Source organism: Burkholderia sp. Ax-1720 (assembly GCF_011753035.1).
Taxonomy (GTDB): domain Bacteria; phylum Pseudomonadota; class Gammaproteobacteria; order Burkholderiales; family Burkholderiaceae; genus Burkholderia; species Burkholderia gladioli.
Window position 1 is genome coordinate 1 of the sequence record NZ_VWWK01000045.1, and the last position, 21,673, is coordinate 21,673.

16 protein-coding genes, 1 pseudogene and 1 riboswitch are annotated in these 21,673 nt (G+C 70.7%); of the genes and pseudogenes, 11 read left to right on the plus strand and 6 right to left on the minus strand.

The window, feature by feature from the left end; genetic code table 11:
• A pseudogene (locus F3J18_RS15775) lies at positions 1 to 877 on the minus strand (VRR-NUC domain-containing protein); the annotation flags it as partial.
• A 286-nt stretch (positions 878 to 1,163) separates the two neighbouring features.
• On the opposite strand from F3J18_RS15775, the gene F3J18_RS15780 reads away from it, so the two are divergent.
• Together F3J18_RS15780 and F3J18_RS15785 are read left to right on the plus strand one after the other, a co-directional pair.
• Positions 1,164 to 2,144 carry an alpha/beta hydrolase gene (locus F3J18_RS15780; RefSeq protein ID WP_025098937.1) on the plus strand — a complete coding sequence of 327 codons (981 nt, stop codon included), beginning with the start codon at positions 1,164 to 1,166 and terminating at the stop codon, positions 2,142 to 2,144.
• A gap of 172 nt (positions 2,145 to 2,316) precedes the next feature.
• A riboswitch (cobalamin riboswitch) is annotated at positions 2,317 to 2,468 on the plus strand.
• Between the two features lie 29 nt (positions 2,469 to 2,497).
• Positions 2,498 to 3,682: a porin gene (locus F3J18_RS15785; RefSeq protein WP_205195438.1), complete on the plus strand. Its 1,185-nt coding sequence runs from the start codon at positions 2,498 to 2,500 to the stop codon at positions 3,680 to 3,682.
• 51 nt (positions 3,683 to 3,733) lie between these two features.
• Here the strand turns inward: F3J18_RS15785 and cobF are convergent, their stop codons facing one another.
• Positions 3,734 to 4,501: a precorrin-6A synthase (deacetylating) gene (gene cobF / locus F3J18_RS15790; protein WP_166913286.1), complete on the minus strand. Its 768-nt coding sequence runs from the start codon at positions 4,499 to 4,501 to the stop codon at positions 3,734 to 3,736.
• 93 nt (positions 4,502 to 4,594) lie between these two features.
• Positions 4,595 to 5,110, minus strand: a complete 516-nt coding sequence (locus F3J18_RS15795; protein WP_166913287.1) for a GNAT family protein — start codon at positions 5,108 to 5,110, stop codon at positions 4,595 to 4,597.
• 204 nt (positions 5,111 to 5,314) lie between these two features.
• On the opposite strand from F3J18_RS15795, the gene F3J18_RS15800 reads away from it, so the two are divergent.
• Positions 5,315 to 6,235, plus strand: coding sequence for a D-alanyl-D-alanine carboxypeptidase family protein (locus F3J18_RS15800; protein WP_166913288.1), 921 nt, complete (start codon positions 5,315 to 5,317; stop codon positions 6,233 to 6,235).
• 85 nt (positions 6,236 to 6,320) lie between these two features.
• Here the strand turns inward: F3J18_RS15800 and F3J18_RS15805 are convergent, their stop codons facing one another.
• Both F3J18_RS15805 and F3J18_RS15810 read right to left on the minus strand, forming a co-directional pair.
• On the minus strand, positions 6,321 to 6,884 hold the full coding sequence (locus F3J18_RS15805) for a hypothetical protein (RefSeq protein WP_166913289.1): 564 nt from the start codon (positions 6,882 to 6,884) through the stop codon (positions 6,321 to 6,323).
• 138 nt (positions 6,885 to 7,022) lie between these two features.
• The gene (locus F3J18_RS15810) at positions 7,023 to 8,912 is read right to left on the minus strand and encodes a DUF3857 domain-containing protein (RefSeq protein ID WP_240154708.1); all 1,890 of its coding nucleotides are present in this window, start codon (positions 8,910 to 8,912) and stop codon (positions 7,023 to 7,025) included.
• Positions 8,913 to 9,140: 228 nt separating this feature from the next.
• Between F3J18_RS15810 and F3J18_RS15815 the strand changes: the two genes are divergently transcribed.
• A complete protein-coding gene (locus F3J18_RS15815; RefSeq protein ID WP_025098944.1) occupies positions 9,141 to 9,632 on the plus strand; it encodes a 2,4'-dihydroxyacetophenone dioxygenase family protein in 492 nt (163 codons plus the stop codon).
• Between the two features lie 58 nt (positions 9,633 to 9,690).
• Here the strand turns inward: F3J18_RS15815 and F3J18_RS15820 are convergent, their stop codons facing one another.
• On the minus strand, positions 9,691 to 11,346 hold the full coding sequence (locus F3J18_RS15820) for an acyl-CoA synthetase (RefSeq protein ID WP_025098945.1): 1,656 nt from the start codon (positions 11,344 to 11,346) through the stop codon (positions 9,691 to 9,693).
• 156 nt (positions 11,347 to 11,502) lie between these two features.
• Here F3J18_RS15820 and F3J18_RS15825 point away from each other — a divergent pair, with 156 nt between their 5' ends.
• The 7 genes from F3J18_RS15825 to F3J18_RS15855 all read left to right on the plus strand — a co-directional run bounded on the left by F3J18_RS15825 (position 11,503) and on the right by F3J18_RS15855 (position 21,659).
• Positions 11,503 to 12,312: a Crp/Fnr family transcriptional regulator gene (locus tag F3J18_RS15825; protein WP_025098946.1), complete on the plus strand. Its 810-nt coding sequence runs from the start codon at positions 11,503 to 11,505 to the stop codon at positions 12,310 to 12,312.
• A gap of 156 nt (positions 12,313 to 12,468) precedes the next feature.
• Positions 12,469 to 15,654: an efflux RND transporter permease subunit gene (locus F3J18_RS15830; protein ID WP_025098947.1), complete on the plus strand. Its 3,186-nt coding sequence runs from the start codon at positions 12,469 to 12,471 to the stop codon at positions 15,652 to 15,654.
• 30 nt (positions 15,655 to 15,684) lie between these two features.
• Entirely contained in the window at positions 15,685 to 17,040 is a 1,356-nt protein-coding gene (locus F3J18_RS15835; RefSeq protein ID WP_166913290.1) for an efflux RND transporter periplasmic adaptor subunit, read from the plus strand.
• A complete protein-coding gene (locus F3J18_RS15840) occupies positions 17,037 to 18,608 on the plus strand; it encodes an efflux transporter outer membrane subunit (RefSeq protein WP_345892521.1) in 1,572 nt (523 codons plus the stop codon). The genes F3J18_RS15835 and F3J18_RS15840 overlap by 4 nt, the downstream gene beginning before the upstream one ends.
• The gene (locus F3J18_RS15845; RefSeq protein WP_013690236.1) at positions 18,605 to 19,300 is read left to right on the plus strand and encodes a heavy metal response regulator transcription factor; all 696 of its coding nucleotides are present in this window, start codon (positions 18,605 to 18,607) and stop codon (positions 19,298 to 19,300) included. Before F3J18_RS15840 ends, F3J18_RS15845 begins: the two co-directional genes overlap by 4 nt.
• 7 nt (positions 19,301 to 19,307) lie before the next feature.
• The gene (locus F3J18_RS15850) at positions 19,308 to 20,744 is read left to right on the plus strand and encodes a heavy metal sensor histidine kinase (protein WP_025098950.1); all 1,437 of its coding nucleotides are present in this window, start codon (positions 19,308 to 19,310) and stop codon (positions 20,742 to 20,744) included.
• Between the two features lie 549 nt (positions 20,745 to 21,293).
• Positions 21,294 to 21,659: a hypothetical protein gene (locus F3J18_RS15855; RefSeq protein WP_166913291.1), complete on the plus strand. Its 366-nt coding sequence runs from the start codon at positions 21,294 to 21,296 to the stop codon at positions 21,657 to 21,659.
• The last annotated feature ends 14 nt before the right edge of the window (positions 21,660 to 21,673 follow it).

The window sequence follows — 21,673 nt, forward strand, 5'->3', positions numbered from 1 at the left end:
TCTCCAGCACGCGCACCCGCCGGTGCCGGCTGCCGGGCCAGGCGCTGGCGCCATAGGCGTCAAGCGCGCCGGCCCAGTCCTCGCGCCGCTCGCAGGCATTGCCGATCTGGTGCAGCAGCTTCGCGCGCCGCGTCGCCAGCCAGGCCTGCGCGCAGTCGATCGCGTTCACGTGGCGGGTCAGCTCGTCGTGGGGCCGGTCCTCGGGCCAGGCGCCGAGCGCCTCGCGGCACAGGAACAAGGCCAGGTAGACATCGACGTCGGCGCGCTGCTGGAAGGCGCGCGAGGACGGCTCGAAGGCCACCGTCTCGTACTGGAACACGCCCAGGTCGGCCAGCACGAATTCGGACCAGTCCTGGTGCAGGTTGCCGAAGAACATCAGCCGCAGCCGGTCGCACAATGCGTCGATCCGAACCTCGAACACGCGATCGCCGGTGGCCGGCAGCCAGGCCTCGAAGGGCTGCTCGGCCTCGTGTTGCTCGCGCAGCGCCTCCAGCCAGTCGCCCTTGCGCGCGCCCCTGGGCGCCGGGAAGCGCTGCGCCAGCTCGGGCCGCGTGGCCAGCGCGAATACGCCGTCGAGCGTCAGCGGCGGCGCCGCGTCGAGCCAGCCCAGCATCACCAGCGGCTCGGCCGCCGCCGCGGTCGCGCCGATCTCCTGGTAATTCAGCTTGCTCTGGCGGAAATACGGCCCGCTGCGCATCAGCATGCGCACCAGCAGCGCGCGCGAGGGGCGCGGCAAGGCCGCGAAATCGCGCAGGAAGGCGCGCTCGGCGATGTCGAACAGGTCGTCGTAGCGTTCGGCGAGCCAGCCGAGCGCACGCTCGAAGTTGTCGAGGTAGTAGAACGCGTAAGGCGGTGGAGAGGCGACGGCGGATGACACGGAATGGCTTGGGGCAGGTCCTTGGGAGCGCGTGCCGTTCGACGGGGGTCGGATCTGGATAGCGGATCGGCCGCCCCGAACGGCGTGGCGCGCCCGCCATGATGACACGGGAACGCGCCGCGCATGGACCAGCCTGGCGGGACGGTCGCCGCCGAGGGGACGTGGCGCGGAAATGCGCCCGAGCGCACGAACCGACACGAGATTTATACATTCCGTCACATCGCGTACGCCGCGATGCGGTTAAATGCGTGGTACATGCCAAATCAGAACGAATCTCGCCCGCGTCATGGATGACTCCCGTCGCAACCTGCTCGGCGCCGCCGTCGGCGGCTGGCTCACGGCCATGCTGCCCGGCGCGCGGGCCCAGGAGCCGTCCGCCCCGGCCGCGCCGCCGGCCGGCGCCCCGCGCCTCTTGCCCGACGAGGCGATCCGTCTGTGGCCCGGCAACCCGCCCGACGCGCTGCCCGGCGCGGTGTTTGACGGCGAGCAGGTGGTTCGTCACGGCGCCGTGACGGGCGTGGTCGCGCCGCGCCTGCATGTCTACCGCCCGGCCACGCCGAACGGCGCCGCCGCGCTGGTGATCGCCGGCGGCGGCTACGAACGCGTCGAGCTGGCCCATGAAAGCGGCCCCGTGTGCCGCTGGCTCGCCTCGCGCGGCGTGATCGCCTTCGAGCTGGTGTACCGCCTGCCCGAGCAGGGCTGGGTGCGCACCGCGCCGCTGCAGGACGGCCAGCGCGCGATGCGCGTGATTCGTTCGCGCGCGCAGCGCGACGGCTTCGATCCGAACCGGATCGCGATCCTGGGTTTTTCGGCGGGCGGCCATCTGGCCGGGATGACCGCCTTCGACCCGAACGCGCGCCGTTATCCGGAAGCCGACGGCATCGACCGCCTGTCGGCGCGTCCCAACCTCGCCGCCCTGCTCTATCCGGTGCTGACGCTGCTGCCGCCCTTCGACCGCACGCGCTCGCACCGCCACCTGCTCGGCGACACGCCGCTGCCGGGCACCGCCGAATCGCTCTCGCCGGTGCTGCGGATCGACGCCAACGCGCCCAGGACCTTCCTCGCGCAAGCCGTCGACGATCCGGTGGTGCCGGTCGACAACGTGCTGCTGGCCCACACCGCCCTGCGCAACGCACGCGTGCCGGCGGCCCTGCACGTCTACCAGACCGGCGGCCACGGCTGGGCGCTCGGCACGCCCGACAGCGAGCCGGCCTCGTGGCCGGGGCTGTTCGAGCGCTGGGCGCGCACCTGTCGCTGGTTCGGCTGAGCGCGGCTTTCGCGGACAACCCGAGCCCGGCGCCAAGCCCCGGCATGCCTCGCCGTGGCACGCCCCGAAGCGCGCGCAGCCGGCCCTTGGTTTCCCCGCCGGCCTCCGTTATGCTGTCCCCGTTTCGCCGCGGCCAGCCGCGCCGAATCGACCCGAAGCAGCAGTACAAAGCAGCAACACAAAACCAGACGAATCCCCATAAACGAACGACGAATCGTGGAAGCCGGTGCGAATCCGGCGCGGTCGCGCCACTGTGACCGTTCGCGTCGGCCTTGCGCCCGCGCGACGGAAGCCAGACCTCCCTTCGTCGTGAAGATCGGACCGCTCGGGGCGCGCAACCCCGTGGAGCCACCATGACAACCAACCCGACCGCGCGCCGGCCAGGCCGGCCTTCGCGCCCGCGAAACCGGGCGCCCAACGTGCGCCCGATCCCCGGCATCGCCATGCCGCCCGCCGCCTCGCGCGCCCTCGCCGCCTGCCTGCTCGCCGGCCTGGGCAGCGGCGCCTCGGCCCAGAGCCTGTCCCTCTACGGCGAGCTCGACAGCGGCCTGGCCTACCTCAGCAACGTCGGCGGCCATGCGCAGTACCTCGCCACCTCCGGCCTGATCGACGGCAGCTACTGGGGCCTGCAGGGCAGCGAGGATCTCGGCGGCGGCGCCAAGGCGCTGTTCCGGCTGGAGCGCGGCTTCACCGTCACCGCCGGCAGCCAGTTGAACGATCACCCGAGCTATGTCGGCCTGCAATCGGATCGACTCGGCACGCTCACGCTCGGCCATCAATACGACCTGATCCACGACTACGCCGCGCCGTTCACGCTGACCGGCGGCACGGGCGGCACCGCCTTCGCCCATCCCTTCGACAACGACAACGCCAACAACACCTACCTGGCCGCCAACGCGGTGAAATACGCCAGCGCCAGCTACGGCGGCCTCAGCTTCGGCGGCCTCTATGCGCTGTCGAACGGCGCCGGCCGCTTCGCACGGAACCGCGCCTACGGGATCGCCGCGAACTACACGCACGAGGCCCTCAGCGCCGGCGTGGCCTGGATGCACCACGACGGGCGCGGCCTCGCCGCCGGCGGCGCCTACGATCCGGCCAGCCTGCCGGGCGAGGACGGCACGCCGGCCCCGCTCGGCGCGCAGCGCCAGGACATCGTCGCGGCCGGCGCCAGCTACGCGATCGGCCAGGTGACGCTGGGCGCCGCCTGGTCGCGGGCGATCTACACGGGAGTGTCGAACACCGACAGCGGCATTGCGCTGCCCTCGATGGCGTTCTCGAACTACGAGGTCAATGCGGTCTGGCAGGCAACGGCCGCGCTCGCGCTGGCGGGCATGCTCACCTACACGCACGGCAATGCCGCGCACTGGCAGCAAGGCGCCGCGCAGGCCGTCTACCAGTTCTCGAAGCGCACCGACGTGTATGCCGAGACGCTGCTGCAACGCGCCTCGTCGGGCGCGCTGGCGGTGATCAACAGCGCCGATCCGTCGAGCGGGCGCAGCCAGTTGCTGGTCGCCGGCGGCATCCGCCATCGCTTCTGATCGCGGGGCGCCGCGCGGGAGGCGCGCAACAGGCGGGCGCCGCGCCGCGCTTCAGCCCTGCGGCCGCGCGCGCTTCTTCAGCAGATAGGTATCCATGATCCAGCCGTGGCGCGCGCGCGCCTCGGCCCGCACGCGCACGATCTCCCGCTTGACCTCGGCGAGACGCCCCGCCACCAGGATCTCGTCGGGCGTGCCCACGTAGGCGCCCCAGTAGATGTCGACATCGTCCTCGACGCGCTCGAAGGCGTTGTGCGCATCGAGCATCACCACCACGCTGTCGACCGCCTCGGGCAGGCGCGCGCCGAGCCCGCGGCCGTTGACGATCTCGACCGCGCGGCCGATCTCGTTGAGCGCGATGCGGTGCCGCGCGGCCAGCGCCTGCACGCTGCTGATGCCGGGAATCACCTCGTGCTCGAAGTCGTGGCGGCCGCCGGCGGCGATCGCGGCGACGATGCGCATGGTGCTGTCGTAGAGCGCGGGATCGCCCCAAACCAGGAAGGCGCCGCATTCGCCGTCGCGCAGCTCCTCGCCGATCAGGCGCTCGAACACCTGCTGCTTGTCGCGGTTCAGTTGCTCGACCGCGCCCACGTAGCTGTCGCCATCCGGGCCGCGCTCGGGGCTGGCCGCCTCGACGATGCGCCAGGGCCGCTGGCCGGCGTGGCGCTCGATGATCTCGCGCCGCAGGACGATCAGCTTCTCCTTGACCGCGCCCTTGTCCATCACGAAGAACACGTCGGCGCGCCGCAGCGCGTCGATGGCCTGCAGGGTCAGGTAGTCGGGATTGCCGGCGCCGATGCCGATGATGAGGACGTGTTTCACACGCGGCTCCAGGAGGTCGAAAAACGGGAAACGCGCAGTCTACCCGCTTTGGCGGCGCGGCTGGCAGGCCGGCAGGGCCGGCGGGCGATGCGCTCAGGCGCCGTCGAATTCGTCGGCCAGCAGCGCCCAGCGCTCGTGGTCGCGCCATTCGCCGTCGATGCGCAGGTAACGCGGCGAATAACCCTCGAGGCGAAACCCGAGCCGCCTGACCAGCGCGATCGAGGCCGTATTGCCGGGCTGGATATTGGCTTCGAGGCGATGCAGGCCGGCTTCGCCGAAGGCGTGGCCGAGCACCTGCCGCAGTGCCTCGCGCATCAGCCCGCGCCCGGCGAAGGCCGCCATCCCGTAGTAGCCGAGATAGGCGTTGTGGAACGCGCCGCGCACGATCTCGCTCAGGTTGATCACGCCGACCACCTGCCGCGAGGCGCGCTCGCGCGCGACGAAGCCGAGCTGCGGCCCGCTCTCGCAGCGCGCGAACCAGGCGTCGAAGCCGGCCTGGTCGGTGAAGGAGGCGACCCAAGGCAGGTGATGGGCCTGGCTGGCGCGGTTGGCGGCAATCAGGTCGGCGGCATCGGCCGGCGTGACGCGATCGAGCAGGATCGGGTTCATGGTGGCGGGCGAAGTCGGAAAGCGAAGCGGCGCAGTATCGCCGACATCGGCGGGGCTGTCATCCACCGGCTGCGCGGCGGCGCGGGCGCCTCATGCCATTCCGGCATCAAGGCATGCCGATACGGCATCGGCAGGTGCGGCCGTCACGCTTATGATGCGGCGCTCCGATTCCCTCACCCCAGCAATCGAGCCCGACCGACTTCGATGAAACCGATCCGCCGCCTGCCTCGGCTGTTGCTCCCATCCCTTGCCGGCCTGCTGATCGGCGTCGCGCCCGCGCGGGCAACGCCTCGCCACGCGAATGCCGTCGGCGCCGACTCGCCGATCCATGCCGCCGCCTGGCTGGTGGTCGATGGCGAATCGGGCCGCGTCCTCGGGGAACACGATGCCGATGCCGAACGCCAACCCGCTTCGCTCACCAAGCTGATGACGGCCTATGTGGTGCTCGACGCGTTGCGGCGCGGCGCGCTGCGGCTCGACGAGACGCTGCGGGTGGATGGCGCCGATCTCGCCGATCTCGGCCAGGACGAGGCGCGCATGTACCTGGTGGCCGGCCGGAGCGTCACGGTCGAGGACCTGGTGGGCGGCCTGATCGTCGCCTCGGCCAACGACGCGGCGATGGTGCTGGCGCGCCGGGTGGGCGGCTCGCGCGCCGGTTTCGAGCAGAGGATGAACGACACCGCGCGGCGCCTGGGCATGACGCACACGCACTACACCACGCCCTCGGGCATCACCACGCCCGGCAACCACAGCACGGCACGCGATCTCGCCACGCTGGCGCGCCGCCTGACGGCCGATTTCCCGGTCTACTACCGCTACTCGGCGCGGCAGCAATTCGCCCATGGCAGCTTCCACAAGCGCAACAAGAACTGGCTGCTCGGCAGTGCGCCGGGCGTCGACGGGCTGAAGACGGGACATACGCAGGCGGCCGGCTACTGCATCGTCGCGACCGCGCGGCGCCGGCAGGCGGCACCGCCGATGGCGCGTCGCGTGTTCGCGGTGGTGCTCGGCGCGCCGAGCGCGTCGGCGCGGATCGACGCCGGGCGCCGCCTGCTCGACGAGGCCTATGCGCAGTCGCGTGACCTACCGGGCAAGGACGGCGTGGTGACGCAGCTAGTCAGGTAGGCATGGCTCGGTGGTGGGTTCCGACGGGCGAGCAAGGATTCGCGGGTCTTAGGGCGCGAGCCCGACGCGATGGCATTGGTCCCGCTCAGGCGCCCTTGCGGCCGAGCTTCACGGCCACGCCGGCAATCGATTGCCGATCGCGCGGCGCCACGAAATCGCGCGGCCCCGCGCCGGCCAGTTCGAAATAGACCTGCGCGCCGGCCCGCAGGTCGACGATCCGGAACGCGCCCCAGGGATTGAGGATGATCGCGTGCGAGATCAGCGCGAGGCGGCGGGAGCCGTCGCGATAGGCCAGGGTCGCCGCATCCCGCAGCCCGGGCAGGCTCCAGCTGGTCAGGCCGGCGCGCGCCATCGCCATCAGGATCGCCTCGCGCGCCGCCTCGGCCGTATCGGGCAGCGGCCGGATGCGGGCCAGTTCGGTGCGCAGCCGGCCGAGCCGCTCCCGCGTCTCCTCGCGGCGCAGCGGATCGATACCGCCGCGCGAGCGTTTGCCGTCGACGCCCAGCGTCCTGAGCCCGGCGATCGGCGCGTCGGCGGCGCCCGGGGACGCCGCTGACGGCCCGACCGAAGCGGGGCGCGCGCCGGCCGGGCCCTCACGGGCCGGCAGCGCGAAATCGGGCAGCACGGAATGGGATGGGATGCGGGTCATCGTCTGGATGGCGGGCCGGGCCGCGCGCGGGCCGCCAAAGCGGCACCACGCGCCTGCCCTGCTATATACCGCCGATCGGCCGGCGGCCGGCGCCCTCATCCGAACCCGCGTCGGACGGGGCGAAGCGGCGCGAGCCGCTCAGTAGACCAACTGGGTGCGCAACTCGCGCTTGACCGCCAGCGCGAACTTGCGGAACGCCGGGTAATCGGCCGGGGTGATCAGCGGGCCCGAAGGCTTCAGCAGCAGGTCCCGCGTGACCGTCACGACCGCGCCGTCGCTGCCGTCGTGACGATAGCTGGCCCGGTAGCTGCCCAGCGGCGAATCGATCGCCACCGGCTTGGGCAGGCGCGGAACCCGCACGCCGGGCGCCAAGGTGACGATGGTGGTCTCCACCACATGCCTTGCCGCCATCGCGATCGAGGTTTGCCGCGTCTCCAGCCCCGCGGCGTCGAAGGTCGAGGCGATGCCGTTGATACTGCCCAGCCCCACCGGCACCGGGATCGCACCCGGCCCCGGCAGCAGCGCGTACTCGGGCAGGCGGAACTCCGAGCCATAGACGAAGGGCTTGCCGAGATCGCGCACGTCGGCGTAGTGATAGGTGCCGGTGCCGTCCTGCCCCGTGAGGGCGAGGATGCGCTCCGCGACCTGGGCCTCCATGCCCGGCGGCAGCGAGGCGAACACGCTGCGCGCGTTGAGGTCGAAGATGCCTTCGTTGTCGATCTGCCCGCTGCCCTGCAGCGTGCCGTCGGCCTCCATGGCGACGCGCCGGGTCACGCGCACCGTGTCGTGGGCCGGATCGCCGAGCGGCAGGGTGCGCAGGCTGCCCGCCTGCTTGTCGGTGCCGGCCAGCAGACCGCGCTTGCCGAGTTCGGAGGACGGCAGCACGCCGAAGCGCGCCAGCATGGCGGTCGAATCGACATACAGGTCGAACTCGGGGAGATAGGTGATGGCGTGGTCGAACACGCCGAGCGGCAGCGCGACCTTCGGTACCCAGTAGGTGTTGCCGCTATTGACCAGCACCGGCTGGCTGGCGATACCCTTGGCGGCCAGCAGGGCCTCGAGCAGGGTCACGTGGTCCTTGCAATCGCCGTAGGCGGCGGCCAGGATCGCATCGGCGTCGTGCGGCACCACGCCGCCCAGGCCGAGATAGAGCGCCACGTAGCGGATATGCGTGCTGACCCAGTCGTAGAGGATCTCGGCCTGGCGGCGCCGGTCGCTCACGCCTTCGGTCAGCGAATCGGCCAGGGCCCGCACCTTCGGCGTGACGGCCGCCTTCGGCATCGCGCGCTGCTGGTAGGCCGCGCCGATCGCGGCATAGTCGGCGAAGCTGGTGATCGCCACGCGCGGGCTGCGGTCGAGGCTGGCGGTGGAATACAGCTCCGGCGTGCGCGCCGGCTGCTTCGACAGCGACCAGCGCCAGACCTGGATGCCCGCCTCGCCGGGCTGGCGGCCGCCCGGCAGGTCGACCGCGTCTGCCTGCAGCGGCATCGCCGCCGGCGCGCGCACCGTCAGCTGCATCGATTCGCGCGGGACGTCGTCGCTGAACTGCTCGAGCGCCGAGAACTGCCCGGGGAACAGCGGCGTCTTCTGGGTGAGGCGGTAACGCAGCATCAGCTTCGCGCCGACCTCCACCGCCGGGAACACCACCACCTTGAGCCGCTGGTCGACGAACATCGGCGCGCGCGCGCTGGCCGGGCTCTGCTGCTCGCGGATCTGGTCCGGCGTCACGTCGATGCGGCGGCCGTCCCGGGTCAGCGTGTAGGCCTCGACGATCTCGAGCGCCTGCAGCGAGGTGCTGTAGCCCAGCGAGGATTCGCCGCCCTCGCGCACGCCCTGCTCGGTGTCGATGCGATCGAGTTCGGCGACGTCCTTGGTATAGCTGCCGTCGGCATGCACGTCGTAGACGATGTCGTTCGACAGGACGGTGGAATTGGCGCGGTATTCGGCGGCATGCACGGCCAGGCATGACGTCGAGAGGATCAGCGAGGCGAGCGGCATCGCGATCCCGTAGCGAGTGAATCGTGTCATTGTTGTGGTCAGTCCGGTTGCGCCGATGCTGTTCCGATTGATTCGTCTGCATGACGAATCAATCGGAACAGCATCGGATCGGTTGAGAAGCCATCGCGCGACGGCTCCGCGGGCGGGCCGGCAAGCCGCCGGCCCAGCGCCCCGGCGATGCTAGCAAATCGTGCCGCCGCGCTCAAGCCATGCGCCTCTGCCATAATCGCGCACCAGGACCACCCACCCCGCGCGCCCATGAGCTCCCCCGCCTCCGCCCCGCCCCTCGCGCTGCCGCCGATCCATTGCCTGCAGCACGACGACCTGCCGTGGCTGCCGATGGCCGACGCGCTGCCCGGCCTCGCCATCAAGTACCTGCATATCGATGTCGCCCGCGACGAGCTGAGCGTGCTGCTGCGCATGCCGGTCGGCACCACGCTGCCGCGCCATCGCCACGAAGGCACGGTGTTCGTCTACACGCTGGAAGGGGAATGGCGCTACCGCGAATACGACTGGGTGGCGCGCGCCGGCAGCACGGTGCTGGAGCCGGCCGGTTCGGTGCACACGCCCGAGACGCTGGCCTCGCCGAGCGGCGACGTGATCACCTTCAACGTGATGCGCGGCGACCTGGTGCTGCTCGACGAGGCGGGCCACGACGTGGCGCGCGAGAACTGCCGGGTCGCGCTGCTGCGGCAGCGGCGGCATGCGCGCGGCGCGCCGTCGGCGGCGATGCCTTTCGTCACGCGCTGAACCCGGCGCGCGGGCCCGGCCGGCCCGCCCCGCCGGGAAGCGGTCGACCCGCCGCCGGCTAGTTCTTGCCGTCCGGCGCCGTGTCGATCGCGCTGTCCGAACGCACCAGCGTGCGCAACTGGAACTTCTGGATCTTGCCGGTGGAAGTCTTCGGCAATTCGCCGAAGCGCACCGCCTTGGGCATCTTGTAGCCGGCCAGCAGGCTCCGGCAATGCGCGAGGATCTCGGCCTCGCTCGCCTGCATGCCCTCGCGCAGCTCGACGAAGGCGCAGGGCACCTCGCCCCACTTCGGATCGGGCAGCGCCACCACGGCGGCCACCGCGACGGCCGGATGCCGGTACAGCGCATCCTCCACCTCGATGCTCGAGATGTTCTCGCCGCCCGAGATGATGATGTCCTTGCGGCGATCCTTGATGCGGATATAGCCGTCCGGTGTCAGCACGCCGAGATCGCCGGTATGGAACCAGCCGCCCGCGAAGGCCTCGTCGGTGGCGCGCGGGTTCTTCAGGTAACCCTTCATGCAGATGTTGCCGCGGAACATGATCTCGCCGAGCGTCTCGCCGTCGGCCGGCACGCTCGCCATGGTGTCGGGGTCGAGCACGGTCGCACCGGCCTGCAGGTGGTAGCGCACGCCCTGGCGCGCGGTGCGCTGCGCGAGCTCCTCCTCGGGCAGCTCGGCCCAGTGCTGCTGGGTGGCGCACACGCTGGCCGGCCCGTAGATCTCGGTCAGCCCGTAGACATGCATCAGGTCGAAGCCGATCGACTTCATCTTGGCGATCACGGCCGGCGCGGGCGCGGCGCCCGCCACCTGGGCATGCACCCGGTGCTCGATGCCGGCGCGCCACTCGGCCGGCGCATTGGCCAGCGCGCCGTGCACGATCGGCGCGCCGCTGTAGTGGGTGACTCCCTCGCGGCGGATCAGCTCGAACACGGTGCGCGGATCGAACTTGCGCAGGCAGACGTTGACGCCGGCGCGCGCCGCGATCGCCCAGGGGAAGCACCAGCCGTTGCAGTGGAACATCGGCAGCGTCCACAGGTAGACGGCGTGCTTGGGCATGTCCCATTCGAGCAGGTTGGAGATCGCCGCCAGGTAGGCGCCGCGATGGTGATAGACCACGCCCTTCGGGTCGCCGGTGGTGCCCGAGGTGTAGTTCAGCGCGATCGCCTGCCATTCGTCGGCGGGCGGCGCCCAGGGCGTGTCGGGGTCGCCGCCGGCGAGGAAGGCGTCGTAGTCGGTGGCGCCGCCGAAGCTGGCGGGATCGGCCGGCATCGCGTCGGCCACGCAGACGATGCGCAGCCCCGGCAGTTCCTCGGCCGCGCGCCGCGCCACCTCGGCGTATTCGGTATCGACGATCAGCAGCTTCGCCTCGCCATGGCGCAGCATGAACAGCACCGAGGCGGCGTCGAGCCGCGTGTTGATCGCGTTGAGCACGGCGCCCGCCATCGGCACGCCGAAGTGCGCGTCGAGCATCGGCGGAATGTTCGGCAGCATCGCCGCCACCGTGTCGCCAGGCGCGATGCCGGCCTCCTTCAGCGCGCCGGCCAGGCGCCGCGCGCGGGCATAGGCCTCGCGCCAGGTGTAGCGCTGCTCGCCATGCACCACCGCGAGCCGATCGCCATACACCTCCGCCGCGCGCGCGATGAAATCGGTCGGCGTGAGCGGCACGTAGTTGGCCTCGCGCCGCTCCAGTCCCGTCTCGAACAACTGCGTCATGTGCTGTCTCCCGCGGGCGCGCCCGCTCGTTATTGGCGATATCGATCCGATCGTAATTGCGCTAGGCTACTCGGCGCATTGTGAGCCGTCTGTCATCGAAACGACAGACTCGCCCGTCGCGAACCCGCGTTATCCCTAAGCTCGCTAACCCTGTCCATGTCCGACGCCGCTTCCGACGCCGTTTCCGCCACCCTGCCGGCCCTCGCCGAGACGGCTTCGCCGGCCACCGCCGATGCCGATTTCAATGATGCGGCGGCGCCCGCCTGGCCCGAACGCATCACGCCCGAACTGCTGGCCACGCTGTTCGCGCGCTGCGGCTGGTTCCGCGCGCTGGCGCCCGAGCACCAGGCTCGCGTGCTGGCCGATGCGCGCGCCGAGCAGCGCGAGGCCGGCGACTGGGTGGCGCGCCGCAACGCGCCTTCCAGCGACTGGATCGGCGTGCACGACGGGCTGGTCAAGCTGTCGATCCACAACGCCTCGGGGCGCGGCTGCACGCTCTCGGGCGTGCCCTCGGGCGGCTGGTTCGGCGAGGGCAGCGTGATCAAGCGCGAGCTGCGCAAGTACGACGTGGTCGCGATCCGCCGCTCGCTGGTGCTGTTCGTGCCGGCCGACACCTTCCATGCCCTGCTCGACAGCAGCCTGCCCTTCACCGGCTTCGTGATCCGCCAGCTCAACAATCGCATGGGCGAATTCATCGCCTCGATCCAGAACGCGCGGCTGCTCGAGGTCGACGCGCGGGTGGCGCAGGCGCTCGCGCAATTGTTCAACCCCGATCTCTATCCCGATACCGGCCCGACCCTGCCGATCTCGCAGGAGGAACTCGGCATGCTGGTGGGCGTGTCGCGCCAGCGGGTCAACCAGGCGCTGCGCGAGCTGGAGCGGCTGGGCCTGCTGGCGCTCGCCTACAACCAGATCGCCGTGACCGACCTCGCGGGCCTGCGCGCGATCGGCACCGACCAGATCTGAGCACCGAAACCGGGCGAAATCCGAATTCCTGTGACGAATATCCGGCCATTTCTGACAATTCAGTCATTTTGGTGTCAGGAAAGCGTCCCGGCCACCTGACTATCATCCACTCCCAATCCTCGCCCCGCCCTTCGAGCCGCCCCCCTTCCTGCCTCCATGTGGATCGTCAATCTCGCGCTGCGCCGCCCGTACACGTTCATCGTGATGGCCATCATGATCCTGCTGGCGACGCCGCTCGCGCTGGTCAGGACCCCGACCGACGTGCTGCCGTCGATCGACATCCCGGTGATCAGCGTGATCTGGAGCTACAGCGGCTTCTCGGCGCGCGACATGGCCGAGCGCATCACCTCGGTCCATGAACGCACGCTGACCACCACCGTCAGCAATATCGAGCATCTCGAATCGCAGACGCTGCCCGGCATCGCGATCGTCAAGGTGTTCCTGCAGCCGGGCGCGAACACCCAGACCGCGATCGCGCAGACGGTGTCCTCGGCGCAGTCGATCGTGCGGCAGATGCCGCCCGGCGCCACCCCGCCCCTGGTGATCAGCTATTCGGCTTCCAGCATCCCGGTGCTGCAGCTGGGCCTGTCCAGTTCCTCGCTGAGCGAGGAGTCGCTGGCCGACATCGCGCAGAACTTCCTGCGCCCGCAACTGGTGACGGTGCGCGGCGTGCAGATCCCGGCGCCCTATGGGGGCCGCACGCGCGTGATCTCGGTCGACCTCGACATGCAGGCGCTGATGGCCAAGGGCCTGACGCCCTCCGACGTGGTCAACGCGGTGGGCGTGCAGAACCTGATCCTGCCGACCGGCACCGCCAAGATCGGGCCCACCGAGTACCGGGTCGGCACCAATGCCTCGCCCGACACGGTGGGCGAGCTGAACCGGCTGCCGATCCGCACCCAGAACGGCGCGACCATCTACCTGTCCGACGTGGCCCACGTGCGCGACGGCTTCACGCCGCAGACCAACGTGGTGCGCAAGGACGGCCAGCGCGGCGTGCTGATCTCGATCCTGAAGAACGGCGATGCCTCCACGCTGCAGGTGGTGGGCGCGCTCAAGGCGCTGCTGCCGAGCGTGGCGGCCACCCTGCCGGCGGACCTGAAGATCACCTCGCTGTTCGACCAGTCCGTGTTCGTGAAGGCCGCCGTGCAGGGCGTGATCCACGAGGCGCTGATCGCCGCGCTGCTGACCGCGATGATGATCCTGCTGTTCCTCGGCAACTGGCGCAGCACGCTGATCATCGCGGTATCGATCCCGCTGTCGATCTTCACCTCGATCCTGGTGCTCTCAGCGCTCGGCCAGACCATCAACATCATGACCCTGGGCGGTTTGGCGCTGGCGGTCGGGATCCTGGTGGACGACGCCACCGTGACCATCGAGAACATCGAGCGGCACCTGCACCTGGGCACCGGGCTGCGCGAGGCGATCCTCGACGGCGCCGGGGAGATCGCGGTGCCGGCGCTGGTGTCGACGCTGTGCATCTGCATCGTGTTCGTGCCGATGTTCTTCCTGACCGGCGTGGCGCGCTACCTGTTCGTGCCGCTGGCCGAGGCGGTGGTGTTCGCGATGCTGGCCTCCTACGTGCTGTCGCGCACCCTGGTGCCGACCCTGGCGATGCTGCTGTTCCGCCGCGCCGGCCCGCATCCGGGCGACACCGACCCGGCCCAGGCACGGCGCCCATCGCGTTTCGCGCGCATCCACCACGGCTTCGACCGCGCCTTCGAGCGCCTGCGCGCGGGCTACATCGTGCTGCTCGGCATGCTGATCGTGCGCCGCCGGGTGGCCGCGATCGCCTTCCTCGGCTTCTGCCTGCTGTCGACCGGGCTGATCTTCGCGCTCGGCCGCGACTTCTTCCCGAACGTCGATTCCGGCAACATCCGCCTGCACATGCGCGCCCAGACCGGCATCCGCATCGAGGAGACCGCGCGCCTGGCCGACCAGGTCGAGCAGGTGGTGCGCGAGGTGGTGCCGCCGGACCAGCTCGACACCATCGTCGACAACCTCGGCCTGCCCTCGAGCGGCATCAACCTGTCCTACAGCAACGCCGGCACGATCGGCACGCTCGACGGCGAGATCATGATCGCGCTGAAGGAAGGCCACCCGCCCGCGCATCGCTACATCGAGACGCTGCGCCGGATCCTGCCGCAGCGCTTCCCCGGCATCGAGTTCTTCTTCCAGCCGTCGGACATCGTCACGCAGATCCTCAACTTCGGGCAGCCGGCGGCGATCGACGTGCAGCTGCAGGGCAACGACGCGGTCTCCAACATGGCGATCGCCAGCCGCCTGCTCAAGCAGATCCGCACCGTGCCGGGCGCGGTCGACGCGCACATCCTGCAGCGCATCGACGAGCCGATGCTGACCGCCTACATGGACCGCACGCGCATGCAGCAACTGAACCTGTCGGCGCAGAACGTGGCGCAGAACGTGCTGATCTCGCTGGCCGGCACCTCGCAGACCACCCCGACCTTCTGGGTCAATCCGCAGACGGGCGTGCAGTACCCGCTGACGATCCAGACGCCGCAATACCAGATCCACTCGGTGGGCGACCTGCTCAGCACGCCGGTGGCGGCCACCGGCAACCTCGGCGCGCCCTACCAGCTGCTCGCCAACCTGGCCGACCTGCGCCGCAGCGTCGATCCGGCGGTGGTCACGCACTACAACATCCGGCCCGTCACCGATCTCTACGTCAGCGTCGACGGGCGCGACCTGGGCGCGGTGGCCTCCGACATCGACACGCTGGTCGGCAAGGCGCGCGCGACGCTGCCGCGCGGCACCAGCATCACGCTGCGCGGGCAGGTCGACACCATGCGCAGCTCCTACTTCGGCCTGGGCGCCGGGGTGGCGATGGCGATCGTGCTGGTCTACCTGCTGATCGTGGTGAACTTCCAGTCCTGGATCGACCCGCTGATCATCATCAGCGCGATGCCCGCGGCGCTGGCCGGGATCGCCTGGATGCTGTTCGTCACCGGCACCCACCTGAGCGTGCCGGCGCTGACCGGCGCGATCATGACGGTGGGCGTGGCGACCGCCAACTCGATCCTGGTGGTGGCCTTCGCGCGGCAGCGGCTCGATGCCGGCGTGCCGGCGCTGTCGGCCGCGCTGGAAGCGGGTGCCACGCGGATCCGCCCGGTCATGATGACGGCGCTGGCGATGATCATCGGCATGATCCCGATGGCGCTCGGGCTCGGCGAAGGCGCCGAGCAGAACGCGCCGCTGGGCCGCGCGGTGATCGGCGGCCTGCTGTTCGCCACCGTCTCGACGCTGTTTTTCGTGCCGCTCGTGTTCGCGGGCGTTCATCATCGCCTGGCGAAGCGGCGCGAGCATCGCGCCGAAGCGTCCTGACCCCTGGATTCGTATAGACCGGTTGAACTCATGGAAGACAAACGTCACAGCGCCGTCGGGCTCCACGTCGACGAATCCGGGCTCGACCTGCCCGCCCGCGCGCAGGTCCGCCGACGCACCCGGCTCGCCCTGGTGGTGGTGGCCGTGGTGCTGGCCGCGCTCGCGGCGCGCACCCTGGTGGCCGACTACCTGAACCGCGGCCGGCTCGACCGGCTGGCCGAGCAGAACGCGCGCCAGTACGTGAGCGTGGTCGAGCCCAGCCCCTCCAAGGGCGATACGCGCCTGGCCCTGCCGGGCACCCTGCGCGGCTACGTGGAGGCGCCGATCTACGCGCGCGCCAACGGCTACGTGAGCCGCTGGGACGTCGATATCGGCACGCGCGTGAAGGCCGGCCAGGTGCTGGCCGAGCTCGATACGCCCGAGGTCGACCAGGAATACGCGCAGGCCGTGGCGCAGCGCCAGCAGGTGCAGTCCTCGCTGGCCCTGGCCAAGACCTCCTTCGATCGCGCCCAGCAGTTGCGCCAGCGCGACGCGGTCTCGCAGCAGGAGCTCGACGATCGCCAGGGCGCGTACAACCAGGCGGTGGCGAACCTCTCGGCGGCCGACGCGAACGTGCGCCGCCTGACCGAGCTGAAGGGCTTCCAGAAGATCGTCGCGCCGGTGGACGGCGTGGTCACCCAGCGCAACATCGATATCGGCGACCTGGTCAATGCCGGCAACGGCGGCGCCGGGCGCGCGCTGTTCGTGGTGACCCAGGCCGACCGGCTGCGGCTCTACGTGCGCGTGCCGCAGACCTACGCGCAGCAGGTCAGGCTCGGCCAGCATGTGGCGGTCACGCAATCGGAGCTGCCGGGCCAGGCCTTCGACGGCACCGTCACGCATACCGCGCAGGCGATCGACGTGGCCACCCGCACGCTGCAGATCGAGATCACGCTGCCCAACGCCGACGGCCGGCTGCTGCCGGGTGCCTATGTGAAGGCCACCCTGCCGATGGCCGCGGTCGGCACCCTGACGATTCCCGCCAACACGCTGCTGTTCCGCGCCGAAGGGCCGACCGTGGCGGTGGTGGGCGCCGACGGCAAGGTCGCCCTGCATCCGGTGCAGATCGCGCGCACGCTCGGCAAGACGCTCGAGATCGACACCGGCGTGTCGCCGGGCGACCGCATCGTGCTGAATCCGAGCGATTCGCTCGCCACCGGCGACGTGGTGATCGCCAAGGCGGCCGCGCCGGAACAGGTCGCCGGCAAGGCGGCGGGCAAGCCGGCATCGAATCCGGCCGCGAATTCGGCTGTAACTCCAGCCGTAGATTCGGCCGCAACGCCGACCCCCGCATCGGCGGCATCGGCGTCGGCATCGGGCGCTTCCGCGCCGGGGGCCGGATCGTGAAGACGCCGCGCGCCTCGTCCGGGCCCCGCGCCGGTACCGCGACGCGCCGGCCGGCGGCCATCGGCCTCGCGCTGCCGGCGCTGGGCGCCGCCGCGCTGCTGGCCGGCTGCGCGGTCGGCCCCGATTACCACCGCCCCGAGGTCGAGACGCCGGCCGCCTGGCAGCAGCCGGCGGGCGACACCTATTGGCAGCGCGCGCGCCCCTCGCATGCCTCGCTCACGCCCGACTGGTGGCAGGCCTTCAAGGATCCGCTGCTCGACGAACTGGAAACGCGCGCGCTGGCGGCCAACCAGACGCTGGCCGCGGCCGCGGCCCATTACGCCCAGGCCAGGGCCACCCTGGCCTCGACCGCGTCGGCCCAGTTGCCCTCGGTCGGCCTGAACGCCGGCGCGAGCCGCGAGAAGATCTCGGCCGACCGCCCGCTCACCAACTATGCGCAGCGCAACCAGTCGACGGTCCAGAACGACACGCAGATCGGCGCGACGGCCAGCTACGAGCTGGACCTGTTCGGCCGCATCCGCCGCAACGTCGAGGCCGCGCGCGCCAGCACCGAGCAATCGGGCGACGACCTGGCCAATGCCCGCCTGGTGCTGACGGCCGACCTGGCCACCGCCTACCTGGCGCTGCGCGAGACCGATGCCGAGATCGACGTGCTGAACCGCTCGGTGGCGCTGCAGCAGAAGGCGCTCGACTTCGTCAGCGCGCAGCACGAGCTGGGCGCCGTGTCGGGCCTGAACCTGCTGCAGCAGCGCTCGTTGCTGGACGCCACGCGCACCCAGGCGCAGTTGCTGCTCAACACGCGCCAGCAATACGAGCACGCGATCGCGACCCTGGTCGGCACGCCGGCGCCCTCGTTCTCGATCGCCCCGCGCGTGCAGCCCTTGATCGCGCCGGCCCTGCCGACCGGCCTGCCCAGCGACCTGCTGCAGCGCCGCCCCGACGTGGCTTCGGCCGAGCGCGCGATGGCCGCCGCCAATGCCCAGATCGGCGTGGCGCGCGCGGCCTATTTCCCGCGCATCGTGCTGTCGCCCGACATCGGCTGGGACGCCACCAACTTCGCCAGCCTGTTTACGGTGCCGTCGCTGCTGTGGTCGGTGGGCGCCTCGGTCTCGCAGCCGCTGTTCGAGGGCGGCCGCCTCAAGGCCGGCGTCGACTTCGCCCAGGCCGGCTACCAGGCCGCCCAGGCGAACTACCGGCAGACCGTGCTGGGCGCCTTCGAGGAAGTGCAGAACGCGGTGACGGGCCTGTCCACGCTGGACGAGGCCGAGCGGCGCGCCCGCGCCGCGCTGGAGGACGCGCGCCGGCTGGTCTCGCTGGCGCAGGACCGCTACGCGGGCGGGCTGACCGCCTATATCGACGTGATCAGCGCGCAACAACAGCTGCTCACCAGCGAACGCCAGGAAGTGCAGATTCGTGGCCAACGTGCCGCGCTGGTGGTATATCTCGCAAAAGCGCTCGGCGGCGGCTGGTCCGCGACCGATCCGGCAGGCGGCGGCGACACGCCGGCCCGCGCCGGAGCGGGCGCGGCCGATCTCGCCGCCGGGCCAGCCAACGGGAAAGCCGAATGAAAGTATTGATCGTCGAAGACGAACCGAAGGTCGTCGATTACCTGAAGAGCGGGCTGTCGGAGGAAGGCTGGGTGGTCGACACCGCCACCGACGGCGAGGACGGCGCCTGGAAGGCCGTCGAATACGACTACGACGTGGTCGTGCTGGACGTGATGCTGCCGAAGATCGACGGCTTCGGCGTGTTGCGCGCGCTGCGCGCGCAGAAGGACACGCCGGTCATCATGCTGACCGCGCGCGACCGCGTCGACGACCGCGTGCGCGGCCTGCGCGGCGGCGCCGACGACTACCTGACCAAGCCCTTCTCCTTCCTCGAGCTGATCGAGCGGCTGCGCGCGCTGACGCGCCGCGCGCGCGTGCAGGAATCGACGCTGATCTCGATCGGCGACCTGCGGGTCGACCTGATCAGCCGCCGCGCCACCCGCAACGGCATCCGCCTGGACCTGACCGCCCAGGAATTCCAGCTGCTCGGCGTGCTGGCGCGCCGGCGCGGCGAGGTGCTGTCGAAGACCACCATCACCGAGCTGGTCTGGGACGTCAATTTCGACAGCAACGCCAACGTGGTGGAAACCGCCATCAAGCGTCTGCGGGCCAAGCTCGACGGCCCGTTCTCCGACAAACTGCTGCATACCATCCGCGGGATGGGATACGTGCTCGAGGTCCGCGACGAGCCCGAACCCGACCTGCGCCGCTGAGGTTGCGATGAAACGTTCGATTTCGCTGCGCCTGTCGGTGATGTTCGGCATCACCTCGCTGCTGGTGTTCTCGCTGATCGGCATCGGCCTGTTCGCGATGATGGAGCGGCAACTGTTCGCCGAGCTGCGCGCCACGCTGGAGACGCGCGCCAAGGTGGCCGAGATGATCGTCTCGCACGCCACCACCGCCGCGCGCTGGCACATCACGCAGGAAAAGCTCACCGACCTGCAGCCGCTGGACGGCTCCACGCGCTACATCGTCGCCAGCGAGGATCCGGCCTTCCGGCTCGGCACGCCGATCGACGGCGAGCCGGTGGGCATGCCGATCGGCGCGTTCCAGCTGGTGCACTGCGTGGGCAGCAGCTACAACGTGATGACGCGCACCACGGTGATCCCGACCAATGGCGTGCGCCCCGAGCTGACCCTGATCGTGGCCGCGACCTGCGACCGGACCCAGAAGATGCTGCGCTTCATCGCGCTGACGCTGGCCGGGCTGATCGGCGCGGCCACCGTGATCGCGCTGCTGCTGAGCCGCGCGGTGACGCGCTTCGGGCTCGAACCGCTGGCGCGGCTCTCGAAGGAGGCCGCCGCGCTGAGCCCGGCCAACCGCAAGCAGCGCCTGCAGACCGATGCGCTGCCCAGCGAGCTGCACGACCTGGCCAGCTCGTTCAACGGCGCGCTGGAGCGCATCGAGCACGCCTACGACCGGCTCGAGTCCTTCAATGCCGACGTGGCGCACGAGCTGCGCACGCCGGTCAGCATCCTGATCGGCCAGACCCAGGTGGCGCTCAGCTCGCGCGATCGCAGCGTGGAGCGCATGCAGCGCACCCTGCAGTCGAACCTCGAGGAGTTCGAGCGGCTGCGCGTGATCGTCAACGACATGCTGTTCCTGTCGCGCAGCGACCGCGGCGAGCGCGCCACCAATCTCAGCGACGTCTCGCTGGCCATCGAGGTGTCGCGCATGCTCGACTTCCTGGAGGTCTCGCTGGAGGATGCGCAACTGCGCGCCGAGCTGACGGGCGACGCGCGCGCCAGCGTCGATACCTCGCTGTTCGGCCGCGCGATGACCAATCTGCTGATCAATGCGATCCAGCATTCGCGGCCCGGCGACACGATCCGCGTGAAGATCCGCGCCGCGGAGGAGCAGGTGGTGATCGCCGTGTCGAACCCGGGCACGCCGATCGATCCCGCCGTGCGCGCGCACATGTTCGAGCGCTTCTACCGGCTCGAGGAAGCGCGCAGCAACAGCAACGAGAACCACGGGCTGGGCCTGTCGATCGTCAAGGCGGTGGCCGACATGCACGGCGGTTCGGTGTTCGTGGCCTGCGACGAGGGCTGGAATACCTTCGGCTTCTCGGTGATGGCGCGCCCCGCCGCCACGCCGGCCGACGCGCGCTCGCCGCTCAAGGGCTTGCCGCACAACGCGGCGCTGCGGCCTTCCTGAGCCGCTGTCGATCCCCGCGCCGATGACAGCGCGGCGGCTTGCCGATCGGCGAGCCGCCGCGTTTTTTCATGCCGGGCCTTTTTATGTCGCGCCCTCTCATGTCGGGCTTGCCGCGCGTCGCGCCGGCTCGCCGCGGCGGCCCTGCGTGGTTTCCCGGATTCCTCAGCCCTTTCCTTACGATTTGGCAACAGCGCGTTTAACAATCGTTTCCTCGCTGATACGTTCACGCGCGCCCCGTGGCGCCGCGCCAAGCCTTGCCCCGGGTTCGTCGTCTCCCCGTGAAAGCCTCGACCCGCGCGGATTCTGCGGCGCTTCGACGAACCATTCGGAAAGACTTGCCGGCCGTGTCCGAGCCGCCGGCGACGCGAACCGGGCCGGCTCGTATCGCCTCGGCGAAGTCGCGCCCCCTGCCGTGTTACGTCGCTGATACGTTTTCGCGCGCCGCTCCCCCGCGCCGCGCCGCTCATCTCGACATCGACCCAGCAACGGCGCGCCTCTCGCGCCGCTGGCACGCTATTCGCTGAATGTCTCGCACAACGGAGAACCGCGATGCCTGCCCTGAACCGCCACCTCTGCCCGATCCTCACCGCCGCGCTGCTCGCCCTGGCCTCGATCCCGGCCGCGCAGGCGCAGGTGATTCCGCTGGCCGCCGCGATCGGCGACGAAGCCGCGCCGGAGATGTTCGCCGGCCTGCGCGAGCTGCCGCTCGACGAGACCACGCTGGCCGCCCAGCGCGGCCGCGCGGCCGGCATGACGATGATGGTCTCGGCCTCGCCGGCGATGCTGGCCGGCGCCGGCAACCACGTCACGCTGTGGGACGAACTCGCGCCGCCGGCCCTGCCCTCGCCGCTGCCGATGCCGGCCGACGCGCCCCGCCCGATGCAGGGCAACAGCCTCACCCTGACGCGCCGTTGATCCGGCCGCCGCGA